Source organism: Nocardioides palaemonis, assembly GCF_018275325.1.
In the GTDB taxonomy this organism is placed as follows: domain Bacteria; phylum Actinomycetota; class Actinomycetes; order Propionibacteriales; family Nocardioidaceae; genus Nocardioides; species Nocardioides palaemonis.
Genome location: NZ_JAGVQR010000004.1, coordinates 539238 through 559105, shown reverse-complemented (window position 1 = coordinate 559105; position 19868 = coordinate 539238). Strand labels below are relative to the sequence as shown.

The window sequence follows — 19868 nt, the reverse complement described above, 5'->3', positions numbered from 1 at the left end:
CTCCGGACACGCGCAGCGACGCTGCGGGACACAGAAGGATCATCATGCACCTGGTTCGTTCGCTCGCCGCGGTCCTCGCGGCCAGCGCCCTCACCCTCACCGGCTGCGCCGGCGACGACCTCGACAGCTCCACCGACGCAGGCTCCGACTCCTCGTCGGGCTCCGCCGACAAGGGCTCGCTGACGATCGCCGGCCAGAACTTCCCCGAGGCGACCCTCGTCGCCTCGATGTACGAGCAGCTGCTCGAGGACGCCGGCTACACCGTGGAGACCAAGCTCGTCGACTCCCGCGACGCCTACATGCCGACCTTCCCCGGCGACGTCGACATCGTCCCGGAGTACGTCGGCGGCATCGTCAACTTCCTCAACAGCCAGGCCAACGGCGACAGCGCGAAGCCGTTCGAGGCCGGCGACGGCCAGCAGCTCGCCGACGACGGCGCCAGCCTGCTCAAGGACGCCGGCATCGAGCTGCTCGACATCTCCCCGGCCACCGACACCAACGCGTTCTTCGTGACCCAGGAGTACTCCGAGTCCGAGGGCGTCACCACGCTGTCCGACCTCGAGGGCACGAGCGTCGTGCTCGCCGCGGCCCCCGACTGCGAGGGTCGCCTCGACTGCGAGGGCGGCCTGTCCGACGACTACGGCATCGACGTGACCAAGGTGCTCGAGCTCGGCTACGCCTCCGACCAGACCTACCAGTCGGTGCTCAGCGGCGAGTCCCAGCTCGGCGAGACCTCCACCACCGACGGCACCCTGGAGTCCCAGGGCCTCGTCGTCCTCGAGGACGACAAGGAGATCCAGCCGGCTCAGAACCTGGTGCCGGCCGTCTCGGCGGAGTTCCTCGCCGACCACCCGGACGTGGCCGACATCCTCAACCCGCTGATGGCCGCGCTCACCACGGAGAACCTCACCGAGATGAACGGCCAGATGGCCGTCGACCGCGCCAAGCCCGAGGACGTCGCCAACGACTTCCTCACCTCGGAGGGCCTGCTCGGCTGACCTGCGCCGCCAGCGCATTCTCCTCGGTGGTCGAGGTGCGAGGAGCACCGGCGCATTCTCCTCGGTGGTTGAGGTGCGAGGAGCACCGGCGCATTGTCCTCGGTGGTTGAGGTGCGCGGAGCGCTAGCGACGAGCCTCGAAACCACTCCCTCACGGGTGTGGTTTCGAGGCTCGCTCCGCTCGCACCTCAACCACCGACGACCAGGAGCTCGCACCTCACCCACCGACGATCAGGAGCTCGCACCTCACCCACCGAGCTCGTGGTCGCGCAGGGCGAGCGCCTCAGTCGGGACGGTCGTCTCGTCGAGCACCGACGGCGGGACCGACAGCCGCCAGGCGCCGGTCGCGATGTCCTGCGCACGCGGCGCCGGCCCGTCGAGGGCGGCCACCCACTCCATCAGGGAGGTGACGTCGGCGCGGCGGTCCTCGGCCACGAGCCAGCCGGCGAGCCGGTGGACGGGCGGCAGACCGCTGTCGACGAGGCCGGTTCCCCACAGCTCGAGCACGCCCGAGCGCAGCATCCGCCACCAGTCGGGCGTGCACCCGGGCACCAGCAGGAAGTAGCGCCACAGGTCACCGGCCAGCACCCGGTCGCGGAAGACCCGCTCGACCTCGGGGTCGCCGTGCGCCTGCACGGACGCGAGCGCCATCCGCTTGGTCTCCCAGCGGTCGGCGAGGTCGGCGACCGACGAGGCGCGGGTCTGGGTGATCGACCCGGCGCGGATCCGCCAGTGGTAGACGACCTCCTCCAGCACGTCGAAGGTGCCGTCGAGGAAGGCGCGGGTCGTGGTCGGCTGGTCCTCGTAGCGGATCCCCTCCGGCCAGGTGAGGCCAGCGGCGTCCCACGCCGAGCGACGCCACACCTTGTTCCACGCGAAGACGTCGCCGAGGATCTCGGGCCGGTCCTCGACCCGCGCGTGCCGCAGCGGGCGGTGCAGGCGTCGCATCCACGGCGGCTCGGTGAGGGTGCCGTCCTCCCAGCGCACGATCGACCCGGTCGCGAGGTCGGACCCGGACTGCTGCAGCGACCCCAGCAGGTCGGCGTACGCCGTGCGCGGCAGGACGTCGTCGGAGTCGAGGAACGCGAGGTAGTCGCCGCGCACGTGGGCGACGCCGGTGTTGCGGGCCGCGCCGAGACCGGCGTTGGCCTGGTGGACCACCGAGATCCGGTGGTCGCGGGCCGCCCACGCGTCGGCCAGGTCGCCGGTGCGGTCGGTCGAGCCGTCGTCGACGATGACCGCCTGCCACCGGGTGTGGGTCTGCGCGAGCAGCGAGCGCACGCAGTCGTCGAGGTAGTCCTCGACGCCCCATGCGGGGATCACGACCCCCAGCAGCGGGGCCCGACGCAGGAGGCGCTTCATGGGCGACGACCCTAGGTGATGAGCGGGGCGACCGCCGGGGACCGTGGGTGCCGGGTCGGGCGCCGGTAGGCTGCCCGCCGTGACCGAGCAGCCCAGAGCGATCGACGAGATGAACCCCGACGGCGTGTCCCGCAAGGTCCTGTTCGTCGCCGGTGCCGGACGCAGCGGCACCAGCACCCTGGCCGGCATCGTGTCCAGGCTGGGCATGCACGTGCCCCTGCCGGAGGTCCCGCCGGACGACTCCAACCCCCGCGGCTTCAGCGAGCCCCAGTGGGTGGTCGACGTCCACGACGAGTGGCTCGCCGAGGCGCTCGTCCAGGTCAGCGACTCGCGTCCCTCGGCGTGGTTCGACACCGGTCGCATCTGCAGCCGCGAGCCCGCGCGGATCCGGGTCAGCGAGTGGCTCGAGCCCCACTTCGCCGAGCACCCCGAGCTGGTCGTGAAGGACCCCCGGCTGAGCTGGTTCCTCGGCCTCTGGCGCGTCGCCGCGATCCGGACCGGCGCCACGCCGGTCTTCGCCACCATGCTGCGCCCGCCGGCGGAGGTCGTGGGCTCGAAGCAGAAGTACTACGCCAACAAGCTCGGCTCGGCCCACCTCGCCGCCAGCTGGGTCAACATGCTGCTCCACACCGAGCGGGCCACGCGTCCCGCCGAGGGCGACGGCGGACGCGTCTTCGTCCGCTACGAGGACCTGCTGACCGACTGGGTGCGCACCACGACCGCGCTCGGCCACGCGCTCGACCTGCAGACGATCATCCACACCCGCAGCGACCAGATCCGCGAGGTGCACCGCTTCATCGACCCGACGTTGCGCCGCGTCACCGCCTCCCTCGAGGACCTCGGGCTGCCGCGCCGGCTGCACGAGCTGACCGCGGCCACCTGGGACGAGCTCAACAAGCTCGCCGACGACGGCGGCGACACCACGACCGCCCACGCGACCTTCGACCAGCTGCGCGAGGAGTACGTCGACCTCTACGACGAGGCGGCCGCGATCAGCCGCTCGTCGGCGGTCCACGCCCGGCTCCAGGGCCGTCGCCAGGCGCTCGCCGAGGCGGGGGCCGACGCTCCGCCGAGGTCGCTCGCCGACCGCGTGCCCCACGACGTACGTGCCGCGATCCCGCCCTCGGTGCGGCGTGGCGTGCGCAAGGCGCTCGGGCGCGAGCGGGACGCGGCCGGGACCGAGCAGTGAGCGTCCCCGTCGGGGCCGGCCACGGGCTCACCAACCTCGAGGGCCACACCGACTTCGACATCGTGTGGCCGTGGAACCAGCCCGGCGGGCTGCGGCGCGGGGCCACCGCCGTGCTGCGGGTCAAGAACGAGGCTCCCGGCCTCCGGTTCGTGCTGCCGCCGCTGCTGCGGGCCTGCGACCACGTCCTGCTGGTCGACAACGGCTCGGACGACGGCACCGGCGAGGAGGCCCTCCGGGTCGCCGCCGCACACGGCCTCGCCGACCGGTTCACGCTGAAGGAGTACCCCTTCGAGGTGGCCCGCGCGGGGGCTGAGCACCTGGCGGTCAACGAGCGCTCGGTGCACTCGCTGGCCTACTTCTACAACTGGTGCTTCTCCCACGTCCGCACCCGCTACTCGTGGAAGTGGGACGGCGACATGGTCCTCACGACCGAGGGCGAGGTGTCGATGTCCGACCTGTCGTGGCAGGTCGGCATGGCCGAGGCCGTGATCCGCTTCCCGCGCCACGGTCTCTACATCGAGTCGGACCGTCGCGCGTTCCTCGACCTGGGCCTGCGCAACATCGAGGAGTGGGGCTTCCCGATGAGCCCCGACTACGTCTACACCAAGGCGCCGGAGTGGGAGATCCGCACGACGCCGGACCGGATCGAGATGTTCGCCCTCCCGCAGGGCCTCTGCGTGGAGCTGAAGTGGCTCGACGGCGACGAGTTCGCCCACTGGACCAACCCCGAGTCGTTCGCCACCTCGATCCGCAACCGGCGCAAGCGGCGCGAGTGGCTGGTCTGGAACGCGCTGCACGACGGCGAGGTCCCCGAGGGCGTGGTGGAGATCGTCGCGCCCGACGGCGTGCACGTCGTCGACCACGTCACCCACACGTGGCTGCCGCGCGCCCCGCGCCCGTTCGTCGTCGACGACCCCGACCACGCCAAGCTGCACCTGCGCGCCTGAGGGTTGCCCCGTCGTGAGGCGGTTCACATCGCCTCCCCGGATGGTCGCGGCGTGCCGTCGGGTTCCAGCCGACTGCGGCCGCCGCGATTAAACTGTTGTTAGTCGATTCGATTAGTGTTTTTTGAGCGGCGCCCCCACGCGCGGGCCGACCGCCCTGCACTCGACGACGTACGACGAAAGGCCCCACGCCATGTCCGAGCAGCTCCCGCAGATCGCCCCGCCCTCCTCGCGGCGCACCCCGCTCCTCGTGGCGGCCGCCGTCGTGGTGGTCCTCGCCGTGGTCGCCGCGGTGTTCCTCACCCGCGGGGACGACGCCGACGCCACTGCCGGCGCCGGCAGCGAGAAGGTCGTGCTCGGCACGGTCGGCGCCAGCGACCCGTACTGGCGGACGTTCGAGGACGCCGCGGCTGAGGAGGGCATCGACCTCGAGGTCCGCGACTTCGCCGACTACACCCAGCCCAACCCGGCGCTCGCCGAGGGCGAGCTGGACGTGAACCAGTTCCAGCACCTCGTCTACCTGGCCGAGTACAACGCCGCCAACGACGGCGACATCGTGCCGCTCGGGTCGACCGCGATCTACCCGCTCGGCCTCTACTCCACGCAGTACGACTCCGTCGACGAGATCCAGGACGGCGACACCGTGGTCGTCCCCGACGACGACAGCAACCAGGCCCGCGGCCTGCTCATCCTCCAGTCGGCCGGCCTGATCACGCTGAAGGACGGCGGCACCATCTACTCCACGCTCGCTGACATCGACCAGGGCGCGTCCCGCGTCGAGGTCAAGGCGATCAAGGCCGACCTCACCCCGACCTCGCTGCCCGACGTCGCCGCCGCGATCGTCAACAACGACTTCGTGGAGAAGGCCGGGCTGGAGTTCGACGACGCGCTCGCGACCGACGACGCCGCCGACCCCACCGCGCTGCCCTACGTCAACGTCTTCGCGGTCCGCGCCGAGGACCGGGACGACCCGACGCTGCTCAAGCTCGTCGAGATCTACCAGGACACCCAGGCCGTGCTCGACGGCGTGCAGGACGTGTCGGGCGGCACCGCCGAGCTGGTGAAGGTCCCGCAGGACGAGCTGCAGACCGCCCTCGACAAGGTCGAGGCCGACACCCTCGCCCAGCAGTAGTCCCGGCGGAGCGGAGGGAGGAGCCCCATGCCGATCGTCGAGCTGACCGACGTGCACAAGACGTTCCCCGGAGGACGCGGCCGCGCACCGGTCGAGGCCATCCGCGGGGTCGACCTGAGCGTCGAGGAGGGCGAGATCGTCGGCATCGTGGGCTACTCCGGCGCCGGCAAGTCCACCCTGGTGCGGCTGGTCAACGCGCTGGAGACCACGACCTCGGGGAGCGTGCGGATCGCGGGGCGCGAGATCACCGGGCTCAAGGAGCGCGACCTGCGGGAGGTCCGACTCGGGATCGGGATGATCTTCCAGCAGTTCAACCTGTTCCGCTCGCGCACGGTGTGGGGCAACATCGCCTACCCGCTCGAGGTGGCCGGCGTCGCGAAGGCCGAGCGGGACAAGCGGATCTCCGACCTGCTCCACTTCGTCGGCCTCGCCGAGAAGGCGCACGCCCAGGTCGAGGAGCTCTCCGGCGGCCAGAAGCAGCGCGTCGGCATCGCCCGCGCGCTCGCCACCAACCCCCGGCTGCTGCTGGCCGACGAGTCGACGAGCGCACTCGACCCGGAGACCACGCAGGAGGTGCTGGCACTGCTGCGGCGGGTCAACCGCGAGCTCGGCATCACCATCGTGGTGATCACCCACGAGATGGACGTGGTCCGCAGCCTGGCCCACCGCGTCGTCGTGATGGAGGCGGGTCGGGTCGTGGAGGAGGGGCCGGTCCTCCAGGTCATGTCCGACCCGCAGCAGCCCGTGACCCGGCGCTTCGTCGGCACCGTCGTCGACGACGAGCCCGACGCCGAGGCGCTCGCCGCGCTGCACGCGCGCCACCCGGGCCGCTTCGTCAAGCTCGCCTTCCGCGGCGACGCGGTGCGCCAGAGCGACGTCTTCGCGCTGCTGCTGCGGCACGGCGTGCGCTTCGAGCTCGTCTACGGCGGGATCGAGGAGGTGCAGGGCGACACCTTCGGCAACCTGACCCTCGCCCTCGACGGCGAGGCGGGGGCGGTGGACGCCGCCCTCGACGACGTACGGGCGCTCGTCCCGGTGAAGGAGCTCCAGCGATGAGCGACAGCAACATCGGCCAGCTCTGGCCGCTCTTCTGGACCGCGGCGTGGGAGACCCTCTACATGGTCGCGCTCACGCTGACGATGGGCGGGCTGCTCGGGCTGCTGCTCGGCCTCGCGCTCTACGTCACCCGCAGCGGCGGGCTCTACGCCAGCCGTCCGGTCCACGTGGTGCTCAACGTGCTGGTCAACTTCTTCCGCCCGATCCCGTTCGTCATCTTCATCGCGGCCGTCCAGCCGCTCGCGCGGGTGGTCGTCGGCACCGGCATCGGCAACCCGGCGATCGTCTTCGCGCTCACCGTCGCGGCGATGTTCGGCATCAGCCGGATCGTGGAGCAGAACCTGGTGACGGTCGACCCCGGCGTCATCGAGGCGGCACGCTCGGTCGGTGCCAGCCGGGCTCGGATCGTGCGCACCGTGGTCATCCCCGAGGCGCTCGGTCCCCTCGTCCTCGGCTACACGTTCGTCTTCGTCGCGATCGTCGACATGACCGCGATCGCCGGCGTCGTCGGCGGCGGCGGGCTGGGCAACTTCGCGCTGCAGTACGGCTTCCGCCAGTTCGACACCGTCGTCACGTGGACCGCGGTGGTCGTGATCGTCGCCCTGGTGCAGGTCGGCCAGCTCGCGGGCAACACCGCCGCCCGCCGGATCCTGCGGCGCTGACCCGCCCGGGGCCGGGGAGTGGCGCGCGTCACCCCCTGCGGCGGGTGACGGCCCGGAATCGGCGGGCGTAGGCTCGGTGTTGATCGCAGTAGATCGGTACCCGCGAGGGACTGAAACGAAGAGGTCACCACCATGACGTACGACCGCACCTTCCGCGTGGGCGTGATCGGAGCCGGCCGCGTCGGCGCCGTCCTCGCCCGCGGACTCCGCGACGCCGGCCACGACGTGGTCGCCGCCGCCGGTGAGTCCGACGCCTCCCGTGGCCGGGTCGAGGCGCTGCTCCCCGGCGTCGAGGTGCTCAAGCCGACCGAGGTCGCGCGTGCCAGCGACCTGCTGCTGCTCACCGTTCCTGACGACATGCTCGCCAACGTGGTGCGGGTGCTCAGCGACAGCGGTGCCATCCGCGCGGGCCAGGTCGTGGTGCACACCAGCGGCCGGCACGGCCTCGCGGTCCTCGCGCCGGCCCGCGCGCTCGGCGCCCGGACGATCGCGATGCACCCGGCGATGACCTTCACCGGCACCGCGGTCGACCTGCCGCGCCTCGCCGGCTGCGTCTTCGGCGTGACCGCCGACGAGGACGACCGCGAGCTGACCGAGCGGCTCGTCGCCGACCTCGGCGGGCGTCCGATGTGGGTCCCGGAGGACCGACGCACGCTCTACCACGCCGGCCTCGCGCACGGCGCCAACCACCTCGTCACCCTCGTCACCGAGGCGATGGAGATCCTGTCCGCGGCCGGCGCCGACGACCCCGCCGCGACGCTGCGGCCGCTGCTCACCGCGGCCCTCGACAACGCCCTGGGCCACGGTGACGCCGCCCTGACCGGACCGATCGTCCGAGGTGACGTCGAGACGGTCCGCGCCCACGTCGCCGACCTGCTCGCGAACGCCCCGCAGACGCTGCCGTCCTACCTCGCGCTCGCCCACGCCACCCTCGGACGGGCCGCCACCGACGGCCGGCTGCTGCCGATCCGCGCGCAGAAGATGCTCCAGGTCCTCGACGCCGCCGAGGCGTTCGTCAACGCGGGCACCGACCCGCGATGACCTCGGGCCCCGTCCTCGCGAGCACTCGCGAGGAGCTCGCCGCGCTGCTCGCCGACGCCCGACGTACGGGCCGGCGCGTGGCGTTCGTGCCGACCATGGGGGCGCTCCACGCCGGCCACGCCAGCCTCTTCCGCACGGCCCGCGCCGCGGCCGACGGCCCGGTCGTCGCGAGCATCTTCGTCAACCCGATGCAGTTCGCCCCGACCGAGGACCTCGACCGCTACCCGCGCACCCTCGACGCCGACCTCGAGGTCTGCGCCGCCGAGGGCGTCGACGTGGTCTTCGCCCCCGCCGTCGAGGAGATGTACCCGGGCGGGTTCAGCCACGAGTCGGTGCACGACGGCGTCACCGTCGCACCGGGCGCGCTCGCCACGATCCTCGACGGGGAGTCGCGGCCGGGGCACTTCGACGGCGTGCTGACCGTGGTCGCCAAGCTCTTCGGCCTGGTCCGGCCCGACGTCGCGGTCTTCGGTCAGAAGGACTACCAGCAGCTCGCCCTGGTCCGCCGGATGGTCAGCGACCTCTGCCTGGGCATCGAGGTGATCGGGGCCGAGACGGTCCGCGAGCCCGACGGGCTGGCGCTGTCGAGCCGCAACGCGTACCTCGACGCCGACCAGCGCCGCGCCGCGACCGTCCTGAGCCGGGCGCTGCGCGCCGCGCAGGACCGGGCGGCCTACGGCGTGCCCGCCGCGCGGTGGGCGGCCATGGCGGTCCTCAAGGAGGAGCCGGCCCTCGAGCTCGACTACCTCGCGCTCACCTCGGTCGACCTGGGTGAGCCCCCGGAGCGCGGCGAGGGGCGGATCCTCGTCGCGGCGCGCCTCGGCAGCACGCGGCTGATCGACAACCTGCCGATCGTGTTCGACCGCATCACCCCCGATGCGCGCCAGGCGGGGACCGCACCTGCGGCCTCGACCACCAGTGAGAGGAGCGGCTGATGCTGCGCACCATGATGACGTCCAAGATCCACCGGGCCACCGTGACCCAGGCCGACCTGCACTACGTCGGCTCGGTGACGGTCGACGAGGACCTGCTCGACGCCGCCGACCTCCTGCCCGGTGAGCTCGTGCACATCGTCGACGTGACCAACGGCGCCCGCCTCGAGACGTACACGATCGCCGGCGAGCGCGGCTCGGGCGTGATCGGGATCAACGGCGCGGCCGCGCGCCTGGTCCACCCCGGCGACGTGGTGATCCTCATCGCCTACGGCCAGATGACCACCGAGGAGGCGCGCGAGCACCAGCCGCACGTCGTCTTCGTCGACGCCGACAACGCGATCATGGGCACCGGCTTCGACCCCGCCGAGACCTTCGGCGACGAGACCCTGCGGCGGGGCGACGCGCTGGCTCGATAGGTTGCCCGGATGAGCGAGAGCCTGCCCGGTCGCCTGCGCGCCCCGGCCCCCGGCTGGACGACCCGCGCCGACGTCGTGGTGGTGGGGTCCGGCATCGCCGGGCTCACCGCCGCGCTGCGCATCCACGCGGCGGACCCGGGGCTGCGCCTGCTGGTCGTCACCAAGGACGTGCTCGCCGCGGGGTCCACGCAGTGGGCGCAGGGCGGCATCGCGGCCGCCCTCGGGCCGGGCGACACCCCCGAGCAGCACGAGCGCGACACGCTCGTGGCCGGCGCCGGGGCCTGCGACGTCGACGCCGTGCGGGTGCTCGTGACGGAGGGGCCCGAGGCGGTGCGCGAGCTGATCGCGCTCGGGACGCAGTTCGACCTCCACCCCGACGGCGAGCTGTCCCTGACCCGCGAGGGCGGCCACCACCGCGACCGGATCGCGCACGCCGGCGGCGACGCGACCGGCGCGGAGATCCAGCGTGCCCTCATCGCCGCGGTCGAGCGCGCGCCCGCGATCGAGGTCGTCCAGCACGCGCTGGCCGTCGACCTGCTGCGCGCCCCCGCCGGCGGGGTCGCCGGCCTCACCCTCCACGTCCTCGGCGAGGGGCAGCACGACGGCGTCGGCGCGGTCCACTGCCGGGCGGTCGTCCTCGCCTCCGGCGGGCTGGGCCAGGTGTTCAGCCAGTCCACCAACCCGAGCGTGTCCACCGGCGACGGGATGGCGCTCGCGATGCGCGCGGGCGCCCGGGTGCGCGACCTGGAGTTCGTCCAGTTCCACCCCACCGTGATGTGGCTCGGGCCCGACTCGCAGGGCCAGCAGCCGCTGATCTCGGAGGCGGTGCGTGGCGAGGGCGCGTTCCTCGTCGACGCGCTGCCGGAGGAGGGCGGCACCCGCTTCATGCAGGGCCAGCACGAGCTCGCCGACCTCGCGCCGCGCGACGTGGTGGCGAAGGCGATCACCCGCCGGATGCTCGAGACCGGCCGGCCGCACATGTGGCTCGACGCGCGACACCTCGGGACGGGAGCGAGCGAAGCGAGCGGCGGTGATCGAGGAGATCGCGAAGCGATCGTCACGAGATTCTGGGAGCGGCGCTTCCCCACGATCCTCCGCGTCTGCCGCGAGCACGGCGTCGACCCGGTGACCGAGCTGATCCCGGTCGCGCCCGCGCAGCACTACGCCTCGGGCGGCGTCGCCACCGACCTCTGGGGTCGCACCACCGTCCCCGGGCTCTACGCCACCGGCGAGGTCGCCTGCTCCGGCGTCCACGGCGCCAACCGGCTGGCGTCCAACTCGCTCCTCGAGGGCCTGGTCTTCTCCCGCCGGATCGCCGACGTGCTGCCCGCCGAGCTGCGGCCCTGGGCCGAGCCCGCCGACGACGAGCGCGCGGAGGGCCTCGTCTCCGGCGAGCGGCGCCGCGAGCTGCAGGACGTGATGACCGCGCGGGTCGGCGTGCTGCGCGACGCCGACGGCCTCGCCGAGGCCCTCGACGTCCTCGCCGCCCTCGAGCACGGCGACCCCGAGGTCGGCCCGCCGGCCTGGGAGACCACCAACTTGGTCACGGTCAGCACCGCGCTCACCGAGGCCGCCGCGCTCCGCACCGAGACCCGCGGGTCGCACTGGCGCGAGGACTTCCCGGACCGCGACGACACCCGCGCCGGCCACGTCGACTGCTGGCTCGAGCCGGGAGGCACCGTCCGCGTCGAGTGGACCCACGCCCCCTCCACCGATCCCTCCACCACCGAGGTCCCCGCATGAGCGCCCCCTCCCACCTGAGCGCCGACACGACCGACCTGCCCGCCGACGTGCGCGACGACCTGGCCGCCGCCGGGCTCGACGAGGCGTACGTCGTCGACGTCGTGCGGCGCGCGCTCGCCGAGGACCTCCCCGACGGGCCGCCCGACCCCACCAGCTGGGCGACGATCTCCGAGGACGCCACCGCAGAGGCCGTGCTCGCCGCGCGCCAGGACGGCGTCGTCGCCGGGCTCGCCGTCGCCGCGGTCGTCTTCCACCTCCTCGGCACCGAGGTCACCCACCGGGTGCCCGACGGCACCCGCGCCGCGCGCGGCGACGTGGTGATGCGGGTGGCCGGCCCGACCCGGCAGCTGCTCGTCGCCGAGCGCACCGCGCTCAACCTCGCCTGCCACCTGTCCGGCGTCGCCACCGCCACGGCCCGCTGGGTCGAGGCGCTCGCCGGGTCGCCGACGCGGGTCCTCGACACCCGCAAGACGCTGCCCGGCCTGCGGGCGCTCCAGAAGTACGCGGTGCGCTGCGGCGGCGGGGTCAACCACCGCTTCGGCCTCACCGACATGGCGATGGTGAAGGACAACCACGTGATCGCCGCCGGCGGGGTGCTGCCCGCGCTCGCGGCGATCCGCGCCGGCTACCCGGGCCTGCCGGTGGAGGTCGAGGTGACGACCCTCGACCAGCTCGACGAGCTGCTCGCCCTGCCCGAGCTGCCCGAACGGGTGCTGCTCGACAACATGGACGACGCGACGATGACCGAGGCCGTGCGCCGCACCGCGGGCCGCGTGCCGCTCGAGGCCAGCGGCGGGATCACCCTCGAGCGGGCCGCACGGATCGGCGCGACCGGCGTCGACTACGTCTCCGTCGGCGCCCTCACCCACTCCGTGGTCGTCCTCGACCTCGGGCTCGACCTCGTGGAATGAACCAGGAGTCACCGAGATGACGCTCCTCACCGCCGACATCGGCAACAGCCACACGTTCCTCGGCGTGCTCGACGGCGAGGAGGTGAGCGCCCACTGGCGGGTCGCGACCGACGAGCGCCGCACCGCCGACGAGTGGTCGGTCCTGATCCGCGGCCTGCTCGGGCCGGCCCTCGACTCCGTCGACGGCATCGCGGTGTGCGCCACCGTCCCGGCGGTGCTGCACGAGTGGCGCGAGATGATCGAGCGGCACTTCACCCACGTGCGGGCGATCGTGGTCGAGCCGGGCGTGCGGACCGGGATCCCCGTCCTGATGGACAACCCGCGCGAGGTCGGCTCCGACCGGATCGTGAACTCGCTCGCCGCCGCCACCCTCCACGGCGGTCCGGCCATCGTCGTCGACTTCGGCACCGCGACGACGTTCGACGTGGTGAACCGCCGCGGCCAGTACGTCGGCGGTGCGATCTCGCCGGGCATCGAGATCTCCCTCGAGGCCCTCGGTCGTCGCGGCGCCCAATTGCGCAAGGTCGAGCTCGCCCGCCCGCGCTCGGTGATCGCGAAGAACACCGTGGAGGCGCTGCAGAGCGGGATGGTCTTCGGCGTCGCCGCGCAGGTGGAGGGCCTGGTGGCGCGCATGATCGCCGAGCTCGCCGAGCCCGTCGAGGAGGTCTCGGTGATTTCCACCGGGCATTTGGCCAGCCTCGTCGTCGACGATTGTGGGTGTTTCACCGACCATTCACCGTGGCTCACGCTCCAGGGTTTGCGGCTCGTTTTCGAGCGCAATTCCTGAATGTCCTCGTCAGGGTTTTCCTGACCCTTTTGTGCCGACGTCGAATTGCTGCCACACTGCTTTTCGTCCCCCTTTTCTCGAAAAGCACGAAGCAAAGGAATTCACCATGGCGCAGAAGGTCAACATCGTTCTCGTCGACGACCTCGACGGCACCGAGGCCACCGAGACCGTGACGTTCGGGCTCGACGGCACCTCCTACGAGATCGACCTCAACGACGCCAACGCCTCCGCGCTGCGCGAGGCGCTCAGCGGCTACGTCGGCCACGCGCGCAAGGTGACCGGGGGCGCGCGCCGCACCCGCCGTTCCTCCGGCGGCTCGTCGTCCTCCTCCAACACCAAGGACGTGCGCGAGTGGGCCAAGGCCCAGGGCATGGAGGTCTCCGAGCGCGGCCGGATCTCCGCCGACGTGCAGCAGGCCTACGACGCCGCCCACTGACCGCGCACCTGCGCGTGGGACTCCGTCGCCGCGCCGCCCTCCGGGCGTGGGGCCGTGACGTCGTCCGGGTGCACACGCCCGCGGTGGCGGACCTGATGGGCCTGCGGGCACCGCTGCCCCGCGTCCACGTGCACGTGGTGCGGCGCGACGACGTCGCGGCGTTCTGCGTGCGCAACCACGTCGCGCTGTCCGAGCCGTGGTTCACCGAGCACCCCGACGACGCCGGGGCCGTGGTCCACGAGCTCTCCCACGCGCTCCTCGCCCTCACCCGGATCCCGGAGGGCACGTCGTGGCTGCTCGAGGGCGTCGCCGACCTCGCGCGCAACCACGTCGGCCTCGAGACCTCGTGGTCCGCGCCCCACCACGAGCCGGGGGCCGCGACGGCCGGCTACCAGACCACGGCGCACTTCCTGGCCTGGCTGGAGAGCGAGGTGCCCGGATCGGTGGCCCACGCGGTCGCCGCGGCCCGCAGCGGCCGCCACGACGAGCTGCGGTTCACCCCCGACGGGCGGTCGCTGGCCGACGTCGTGGCGGCCTACGAGGCCCACCACGCCGGGTGAGGACGCCCCGGTCCGGCACAGTCGGACGTTCGCTGTCAGCGGACGCTCTGGTGCGGGGGGTGGGAACACGTAGGCTGATCTCGGGCGTTGAGCCCAGTGTCCGGAGCCGACCGCCTGCGTCGGTGACGAGGCACACGCAGACGTAGAGGAGCGCACATGTTCGAGCGGTTCACCGACCGAGCCCGGCGAGTTGTCGTGCTGGCCCAGGAAGAGGCCCGCATGCTCTCCCACAACTACATCGGGACCGAGCACATCCTGCTCGGCCTCATCCACGAGGGCGAGGGCGTCGCAGCCAAGGCCCTCGAGTCCCTCGACATCTCCCTGGAGGCCGTGCGCGCCCAGGTCGAGGAGATCATCGGCCAGGGCCAGCAGGCCCCGTCCGGCCACATCCCGTTCACGCCGCGCGCCAAGAAGGTGCTCGAGCTCTCGCTGCGCGAGGCGCTCCAGCTCGGGCACTCCTACATCGGGACCGAGCACATCCTGCTGGGCCTGATCCGCGAGGGCGAGGGTGTCGCGGCGCAGGTGCTGCAGAAGCTCGGCGCCGACCTCAACCGGGTCCGCCAGCAGGTCATCCAGCTGCTCAGCGGCTTCCAGGGCAAGGAGTCGGCCACGGCCGGCGCCCAGACCTCCGGCTCCGGCGGCGAGGCCCCCTCGAGCTCGCTGGTCCTCGACCAGTTCGGCCAGAACCTCACGCAGGCCGCCCGCGAGGGCAAGCTCGACCCGGTCATCGGGCGCGAGCAGGAGATCGAGCGCGTGATGCAGATCCTGTCGCGCCGCACGAAGAACAACCCGGTGCTGATCGGTGAGCCCGGCGTCGGCAAGACCACGATCGTGGCCGGCCTCGCGCAGGACATCGTCAAGGGCAACGTGCCCGAGACGCTCAAGGACAAGCAGATCTACACCCTCGACCTCGGCGCCCTGGTCGCCGGCTCCCGCTACCGCGGTGACTTCGAGGAGCGCCTGAAGAAGGTGCTGAAGGAGATCCGCACCCGCGGTGACATCGTGCTGTTCATCGACGAGATCCACACCCTCGTCGGCGCCGGCGCAGCCGAGGGCGCGATCGACGCCGCCAGCATCCTCAAGCCGATGCTGGCCCGCGGCGAGCTGCAGACCATCGGCGCCACCACCCTCGACGAGTACCGCAAGTACCTCGAGAAGGACGCCGCGCTCGAGCGCCGCTTCCAGCCGATCCAGGTGCAGGAGCCCTCGATCGCGCACACCATCGAGATGCTCAAGGGCCTGCGCGACCGCTACGAGGCCCACCACCGCGTCACCATCACCGACGAGGCGCTGGTCTCGGCCGCGACGCTCGCCGACCGCTACATCTCCGACCGGTTCCTGCCGGACAAGGCCATCGACCTGATCGACGAGGCCGGTTCGCGACTGCGGATCCGCCGGATGACCGCGCCGCCGGACCTGCGCGAGTACGACGAGAAGATCGGCGACGTGCGCCAGCGCAAGGAGGCCGCGATCGACGGGCAGGACTTCGAGGCCGCGGCCCGCCTGCGCGACGAGGAGAAGCAGCTCGCCGCCAAGCGCGCCGAGCGCGAGAAGCAGTGGCGAGCCGGTGACCTCGACGAGATCGCCGAGGTCGACGAGGAGCTGATCGCCGAGGTCCTGGCCGTCGCCACGGGCATCCCGATCGTCAAGCTCTCCGAGGAGGAGTCGACCCGGCTGCTCAAGATGGAGGACGAGCTCCACAAGCGCGTCATCGGCCAGGAGGAGGCCGTCAAGGCGCTCTCCCGCGCCATCCGGCGTACGCGCGCCGGGCTCAAGGACCCGAAGCGCCCCGGTGGCTCGTTCATCTTCGCTGGCCCGTCCGGCGTCGGAAAGACGTGGCTGTCCAAGACGCTCGCGGAGTTCCTCTTCGGCGACGAGGACGCGCTCATCCAGCTCGACATGAGCGAGTTCTCCGAGAAGCACACCGTGTCGCGGCTGTTCGGCTCGCCCCCTGGCTACGTGGGCTACGAGGAGGGCGGCCAGCTCACCGAGAAGGTGCGGCGCAAGCCGTTCTCGGTCGTGCTCTTCGACGAGGTCGAGAAGGCGCACCCGGACATCTTCAACAGCCTGCTGCAGATCCTCGAGGAAGGTCGCCTGACCGACTCGCAGGGCCGGGTGGTCGACTTCAAGAACACCGTCATCATCATGACCACCAACCTCGGCACGCGTGACATCTCCAAGTCCGTCAACCTCGGCTTCGCGCAGACCGGCGACGCTGCCGGCTCCTACGAGCGGATGAAGACCAAGGTGTCGGAGGAGCTCAAGCAGCACTTCCGCCCCGAGTTCCTCAACCGTGTCGACGAGATCGTGGTCTTCCCGCCGCTGTCGCGCGAGCAGATCATCGCGATGGTCGACAACATGGTCGCCGCCGTCGAGCTCCGGCTCAAGGACCGCGACATGTCGCTGGAGCTCACCCAGCCGGCGAAGGACCTGCTGGCCGAGCGCGGCTTCGACCCGGTCCTCGGTGCCCGTCCGCTGCGCCGCACGGTGCAGCGCGAGATCGAGGACGTGCTCGCCGAGAAGATGCTCTTCGGCGAGGTCGGCCCGGGCCAGATCGTCCTGGTCGACGTCGAGGGCGAGGGCGTGGACGCGAAGTTCACGTTCAAGGGTCAGAAGAACTCGGCCGTGCCCGACATGCCGCCGTTCGAGACGGCCGACCTCGCGGTCGAGCCGCAGCGCGACGACGAGGGCAACCTCGAGGGTCCGGACGACTCCGAGGGGCCGGTCGACGTGCCCCGCGACCCGTCCTGACCGACTGAGTCACCAGGTCACCCCGGGAGCGCCCAGCGCCCCGGGATGATCTGCGTCAGGAGGCCGTCGGCGACCAGGCCCGCGAGGCAGCGCTCGCGCTGCTCGGCCTGGGGCCACGCGGCCTCGACCTGGGCGGCACCGACCGAGTCGGCCTCGCGCGCCAGCGCCATGATCCGGCCGCGGCACTGCCGGTCGGTCCCGGCCCAGGCCTGGCCGCGGCGCGGCGGTCCGTCGTACGCCGGGAAGCCGGCGCCGCGCCACGCGCAGAGGTCGGCCACCGGGCAGGCACCGCAGGAGGGCTGGCGGGCGGTGCACACCAGGGCGCCGAGCTCCATCGTCGCGACCGCCCACGTCGCGGCGGTCGCCTCGTCGTCGGGCAGCAGCGAGGTCGCGACGTCCCGCTCCGTGCGGGTGACGGCTGGCGCCGGGAACTCCTCGCCGGTGACGGCGCGGACCAGCACCCGGCGCACGTTGGTGTCGAGGACGACGTGCCGCTGCCCGAAGGCGAAGCTGGCGATGGCGGACGCGGTGTAGTCGCCGACGCCCGGCAGCGCGAGCAGGTCGTCGTACGACGCGGGGACCTCGCCGCCGTGCCGCTCGACGATCGCGTTGGCGGCTGCGTGCAGGCGCAGGGCCCGGCGCGGGTAGCCCAGTCGTCCCCACATCCGCACGGCCTCGCCGATGCTGTCGTCGGCGAGGTCCGCGGGCGTGGGCCAGCGCTCCAGCCACGCCTCGTGGACCGGCAGCACCCGCGCGACCGGCGTCTGCTGCAGCATGAACTCGCTGACCATCACCGACCACGGGCCGGCGCCGGCGCCGCGCCAGGGCAGCTCGCGCGCGTGGTCGTCGTACCAGGTGAGCACGGCGTCGTGCAGGGCGGCGGTCGCGGGGGCATCCATCGACGGTGATCGTAGGTGAGGCCGGTGCGCCTCCACCGGGACGGGCCGCCGGCTCCCTACCCTGACCCCATGGCGAGGACCGTGCGAGCCCGGGGACCGCTCCCCTCGCGCGTCTACTGGCGTCGCCGCCTGGTCGTGCTCGCCGTGCCGCTGCTGCTCGTCGTCGTCCTGGCCCGCGTGCTCACCGGCTCGTCCGACGCCTCGGACGGCTCGTCCGGCACGGCCACGCAGGCCGGAGCCGAGGTGCAGGCGCCGACCGGTCCCACCGCCGGACCGACCGCGCAGGTCCCGACCGGGAAGAACGGGCAGGAGACCACGCCTCCGGAGCCGGTGCTGGCCGAGCCCGAGGGCCCGTGCGCCGACGCCGACATCGTCGCGACGCCGACCCTCGTCTCCGCCACCGGTGGCGCGGACGTCCCGATCACGATCAACCTCCGCACCGTCGAGAGCGCCGCCTGCACCTGGCAGGTCTCGCCGCAGACGCTGACGGTGACCATCACCTCGGGCAACGACTTCATCTGGAGCACGCGCCAGTGCCCCGCTTCGATCGCCCCGCAGGACGTCGTGGTCCGCCAGGCCGTCGACACCCCGGTCGTGGTGACCTGGAAGGGCGCGAAGCGCTCCGACGACACCTGCTCCAACCGGACCGACTGGGCGCTGCCCGGCTTCTACCACGTCGAGACGGCCGCCCTGGGCGGCGACGGCACCGACGTGCAGTTCGAGCTGGTCGCCCCGCAGCCGGGCGTGGTCACCGAGACCGCCCAGCCGGAGCAGGGCGGCAAGAAGCCCGGCAAGCAGAAGGACCGCTCGCACACCCCCGGCGAGGACGGCGCGGGCAACTCGGCCGGCTGAGCCCGCCGTCTGCCCAGCCCGCCGCCGTACGAGCGGTGGCTGAGCCACATTCCTGGCGCTCGGAATGTGGGTGGCGCACCGCTGGCGGGCGGGCTGCTCAGATGTAGCGCTCGGTGATGCTCGACTCGGCGAGGCGGGAGAGGCCCTCGCGGACGCTGCGGGCGCGCAGCTCGCCGACCCCGTCGACGGCCTGCAGGTCGTCGACGCCTGCGGAGAGCAGCTGCTGGAGGCCGCCGAAGTGCTCGACCAGCCGGTCGACGACCGCGGCGGGCAGGCGCGGCACCTTGGCGAGCAGGCGGTAGCCGCGCGGGGCGACCGCGCCGTCGAGGTGCTCGGCGCCGCCGAGGCCGATGGCGCGGGCGACGGAGGCCGGGTCGACCAGCTCGGTGGAGGAGAGGGCCTCCAGCTCCGCGAGGTGCGCCTCCGGGGTGGCGCTGCGCCGTCGGCTGCCGGGCAGGTAGTCGCGCACGACCAGCTCGCGCTCGGCGTCGACGCCCGTGACCAGCTCCTCGAGCTGGAGCGACAGCAGGCGGCCGTCGGTCCCGAGCTCCAGTACGTAGTCCTCGATCTCGCGGGCGATCCGGATCACCATCTCGAGGCGCTGGGCGACCACGGCGACGTCGCGGACGGTGACGAGGTCCTCGATCTCGAGCGCGGAGAGGGTCGCGGACACCTCGTCGAGGCGCAGCTTGTAGCGCTCGAGCGTGGCGAGGGCCTGGTTGGCGCGCGAGAGGATCTTGCCGGAGTCCTCCAGGACGTGGCGGATCTCGCCGACGTAGGCCGCGATGATCTGCATCGACTGCGAGACCGAGATGACCGGGTGGCCGGTCTGCTTGGCGACCCGCTCGGCGGTACGGTGGCGGGTGCCGGTCTCCTCGGAGGGGATCGTGTGGTCCGGCATCAGGTGGACGGCGGCGCGGTGGATGCGGGTGATGTCCTTGTCGACGACGATCGCGCCGTCCATCTTGGCGAGCTCGCGCAGACCGGTGGCGGTGAACGGGACGTCGAGGGTGAACCCGCCGGTCGAGATCGACTCGACGACCTTGTCCTGGCCCAGCACGATCAGGGCGCCCGTACGGCCGCGCAGGATGCGCTCGAGGCCGTCGCGCAGCGGCGTGCCCGGGGCGATCGAGGCCAGGGTCGCGCGCAGGCGAAGCTGCTCGTCGATGCGCTCTGCCACCGGTTCCTCCACCTG

Annotated in this window: 19 protein-coding genes; 16 read left to right on the top strand and 3 right to left on the bottom strand. The window is 72.5% G+C overall.

Annotated elements, in window-relative coordinates; translation table 11 throughout:
* The first annotated feature begins 44 nt into the window (after positions 1-44).
* Complete coding sequence (locus KDN32_RS18370; protein ID WP_211733686.1) at positions 45-998, top strand: ABC transporter substrate-binding protein; 954 nt, start codon at positions 45-47, stop codon at positions 996-998.
* Between the two features lie 245 nt (positions 999-1243).
* On the opposite strand, the gene KDN32_RS18365 is transcribed toward KDN32_RS18370, so the two are convergent.
* On the bottom strand, positions 1244-2359 hold the full coding sequence (locus KDN32_RS18365; protein ID WP_211733685.1) for a glycosyltransferase family 2 protein: 1116 nt from the start codon (positions 2357-2359) through the stop codon (positions 1244-1246).
* A 79-nt stretch (positions 2360-2438) separates the two neighbouring features.
* On the opposite strand from KDN32_RS18365, the gene KDN32_RS18360 reads away from it, so the two are divergent.
* The 14 genes from KDN32_RS18360 (at position 2439) to KDN32_RS18295 (ending at position 16922) form a co-directional block, all read left to right on the top strand.
* Positions 2439-3548, top strand: coding sequence for a sulfotransferase family protein (locus KDN32_RS18360; RefSeq protein WP_307854212.1), 1110 nt, complete (start codon positions 2439-2441; stop codon positions 3546-3548).
* Positions 3545-4495 carry a glycosyltransferase gene (locus KDN32_RS18355; RefSeq protein WP_211733684.1) on the top strand — a complete coding sequence of 317 codons (951 nt, stop codon included), beginning with the start codon at positions 3545-3547 and terminating at the stop codon, positions 4493-4495. The genes KDN32_RS18360 and KDN32_RS18355 overlap by 4 nt, the downstream gene beginning before the upstream one ends.
* 190 nt (positions 4496-4685) lie before the next feature.
* Positions 4686-5624 carry a MetQ/NlpA family ABC transporter substrate-binding protein gene (locus KDN32_RS18350; RefSeq protein WP_211733683.1) on the top strand — a complete coding sequence of 313 codons (939 nt, stop codon included), beginning with the start codon at positions 4686-4688 and terminating at the stop codon, positions 5622-5624.
* Positions 5625-5651: 27 nt separating this feature from the next.
* A complete protein-coding gene (locus KDN32_RS18345) occupies positions 5652-6680 on the top strand; it encodes a methionine ABC transporter ATP-binding protein (RefSeq protein WP_211733682.1) in 1029 nt (342 codons plus the stop codon).
* Positions 6677-7342 (top strand): methionine ABC transporter permease, encoded by a 666-nt coding sequence (locus KDN32_RS18340; RefSeq protein WP_211733681.1) that lies wholly within the window; start codon positions 6677-6679, stop codon positions 7340-7342. The genes KDN32_RS18345 and KDN32_RS18340 overlap by 4 nt, the downstream gene beginning before the upstream one ends.
* A gap of 132 nt (positions 7343-7474) precedes the next feature.
* The gene (locus KDN32_RS18335) at positions 7475-8383 is read left to right on the top strand and encodes a Rossmann-like and DUF2520 domain-containing protein (RefSeq protein WP_211733680.1); all 909 of its coding nucleotides are present in this window, start codon (positions 7475-7477) and stop codon (positions 8381-8383) included.
* Positions 8380-9318, top strand: a complete 939-nt coding sequence (gene panC / locus KDN32_RS18330; RefSeq protein WP_211733679.1) for a pantoate--beta-alanine ligase — start codon at positions 8380-8382, stop codon at positions 9316-9318. The genes KDN32_RS18335 and panC overlap by 4 nt, the downstream gene beginning before the upstream one ends.
* A complete protein-coding gene (gene panD, locus KDN32_RS18325; protein ID WP_211733678.1) occupies positions 9318-9734 on the top strand; it encodes an aspartate 1-decarboxylase in 417 nt (138 codons plus the stop codon). The genes panC and panD overlap by 1 nt, the downstream gene beginning before the upstream one ends.
* A 9-nt stretch (positions 9735-9743) precedes the next feature.
* Positions 9744-11477, top strand: coding sequence for an L-aspartate oxidase (locus tag KDN32_RS18320; RefSeq protein WP_211733677.1), 1734 nt, complete (start codon positions 9744-9746; stop codon positions 11475-11477).
* A complete protein-coding gene (gene nadC, locus KDN32_RS18315; protein WP_211733676.1) occupies positions 11474-12388 on the top strand; it encodes a carboxylating nicotinate-nucleotide diphosphorylase in 915 nt (304 codons plus the stop codon). Before KDN32_RS18320 ends, nadC begins: the two co-directional genes overlap by 4 nt.
* Positions 12389-12404: 16 nt before the next feature.
* Complete coding sequence (locus tag KDN32_RS18310) at positions 12405-13175, top strand: type III pantothenate kinase (RefSeq protein WP_211733675.1); 771 nt, start codon at positions 12405-12407, stop codon at positions 13173-13175.
* A 106-nt stretch (positions 13176-13281) separates the two neighbouring features.
* The gene (locus KDN32_RS18305; RefSeq protein WP_211733674.1) at positions 13282-13611 is read left to right on the top strand and encodes a histone-like nucleoid-structuring protein Lsr2; all 330 of its coding nucleotides are present in this window, start codon (positions 13282-13284) and stop codon (positions 13609-13611) included.
* Positions 13612-13625: 14 nt separating this feature from the next.
* Positions 13626-14171, top strand: coding sequence for a basic secretory protein-like protein (locus KDN32_RS18300; RefSeq protein ID WP_211733673.1), 546 nt, complete (start codon positions 13626-13628; stop codon positions 14169-14171).
* Between the two features lie 156 nt (positions 14172-14327).
* Positions 14328-16922 carry an ATP-dependent Clp protease ATP-binding subunit gene (locus KDN32_RS18295; RefSeq protein WP_211733672.1) on the top strand — a complete coding sequence of 865 codons (2595 nt, stop codon included), beginning with the start codon at positions 14328-14330 and terminating at the stop codon, positions 16920-16922.
* Between the two features lie 17 nt (positions 16923-16939).
* On the opposite strand, the gene KDN32_RS18290 is transcribed toward KDN32_RS18295, so the two are convergent.
* Complete coding sequence (locus tag KDN32_RS18290; protein ID WP_211733671.1) at positions 16940-17821, bottom strand: iron-sulfur binding domain-containing protein; 882 nt, start codon at positions 17819-17821, stop codon at positions 16940-16942.
* A gap of 69 nt (positions 17822-17890) precedes the next feature.
* Between KDN32_RS18290 and KDN32_RS18285 the strand changes: the two genes are divergently transcribed.
* Complete coding sequence (locus tag KDN32_RS18285; RefSeq protein WP_211733670.1) at positions 17891-18673, top strand: hypothetical protein; 783 nt, start codon at positions 17891-17893, stop codon at positions 18671-18673.
* Between the two features lie 97 nt (positions 18674-18770).
* Here the strand turns inward: KDN32_RS18285 and disA are convergent, their stop codons facing one another.
* A complete protein-coding gene (gene disA, locus KDN32_RS18280; RefSeq protein ID WP_211733669.1) occupies positions 18771-19853 on the bottom strand; it encodes a DNA integrity scanning diadenylate cyclase DisA in 1083 nt (360 codons plus the stop codon).
* Positions 19854-19868: the final 15 nt, after the last annotated feature.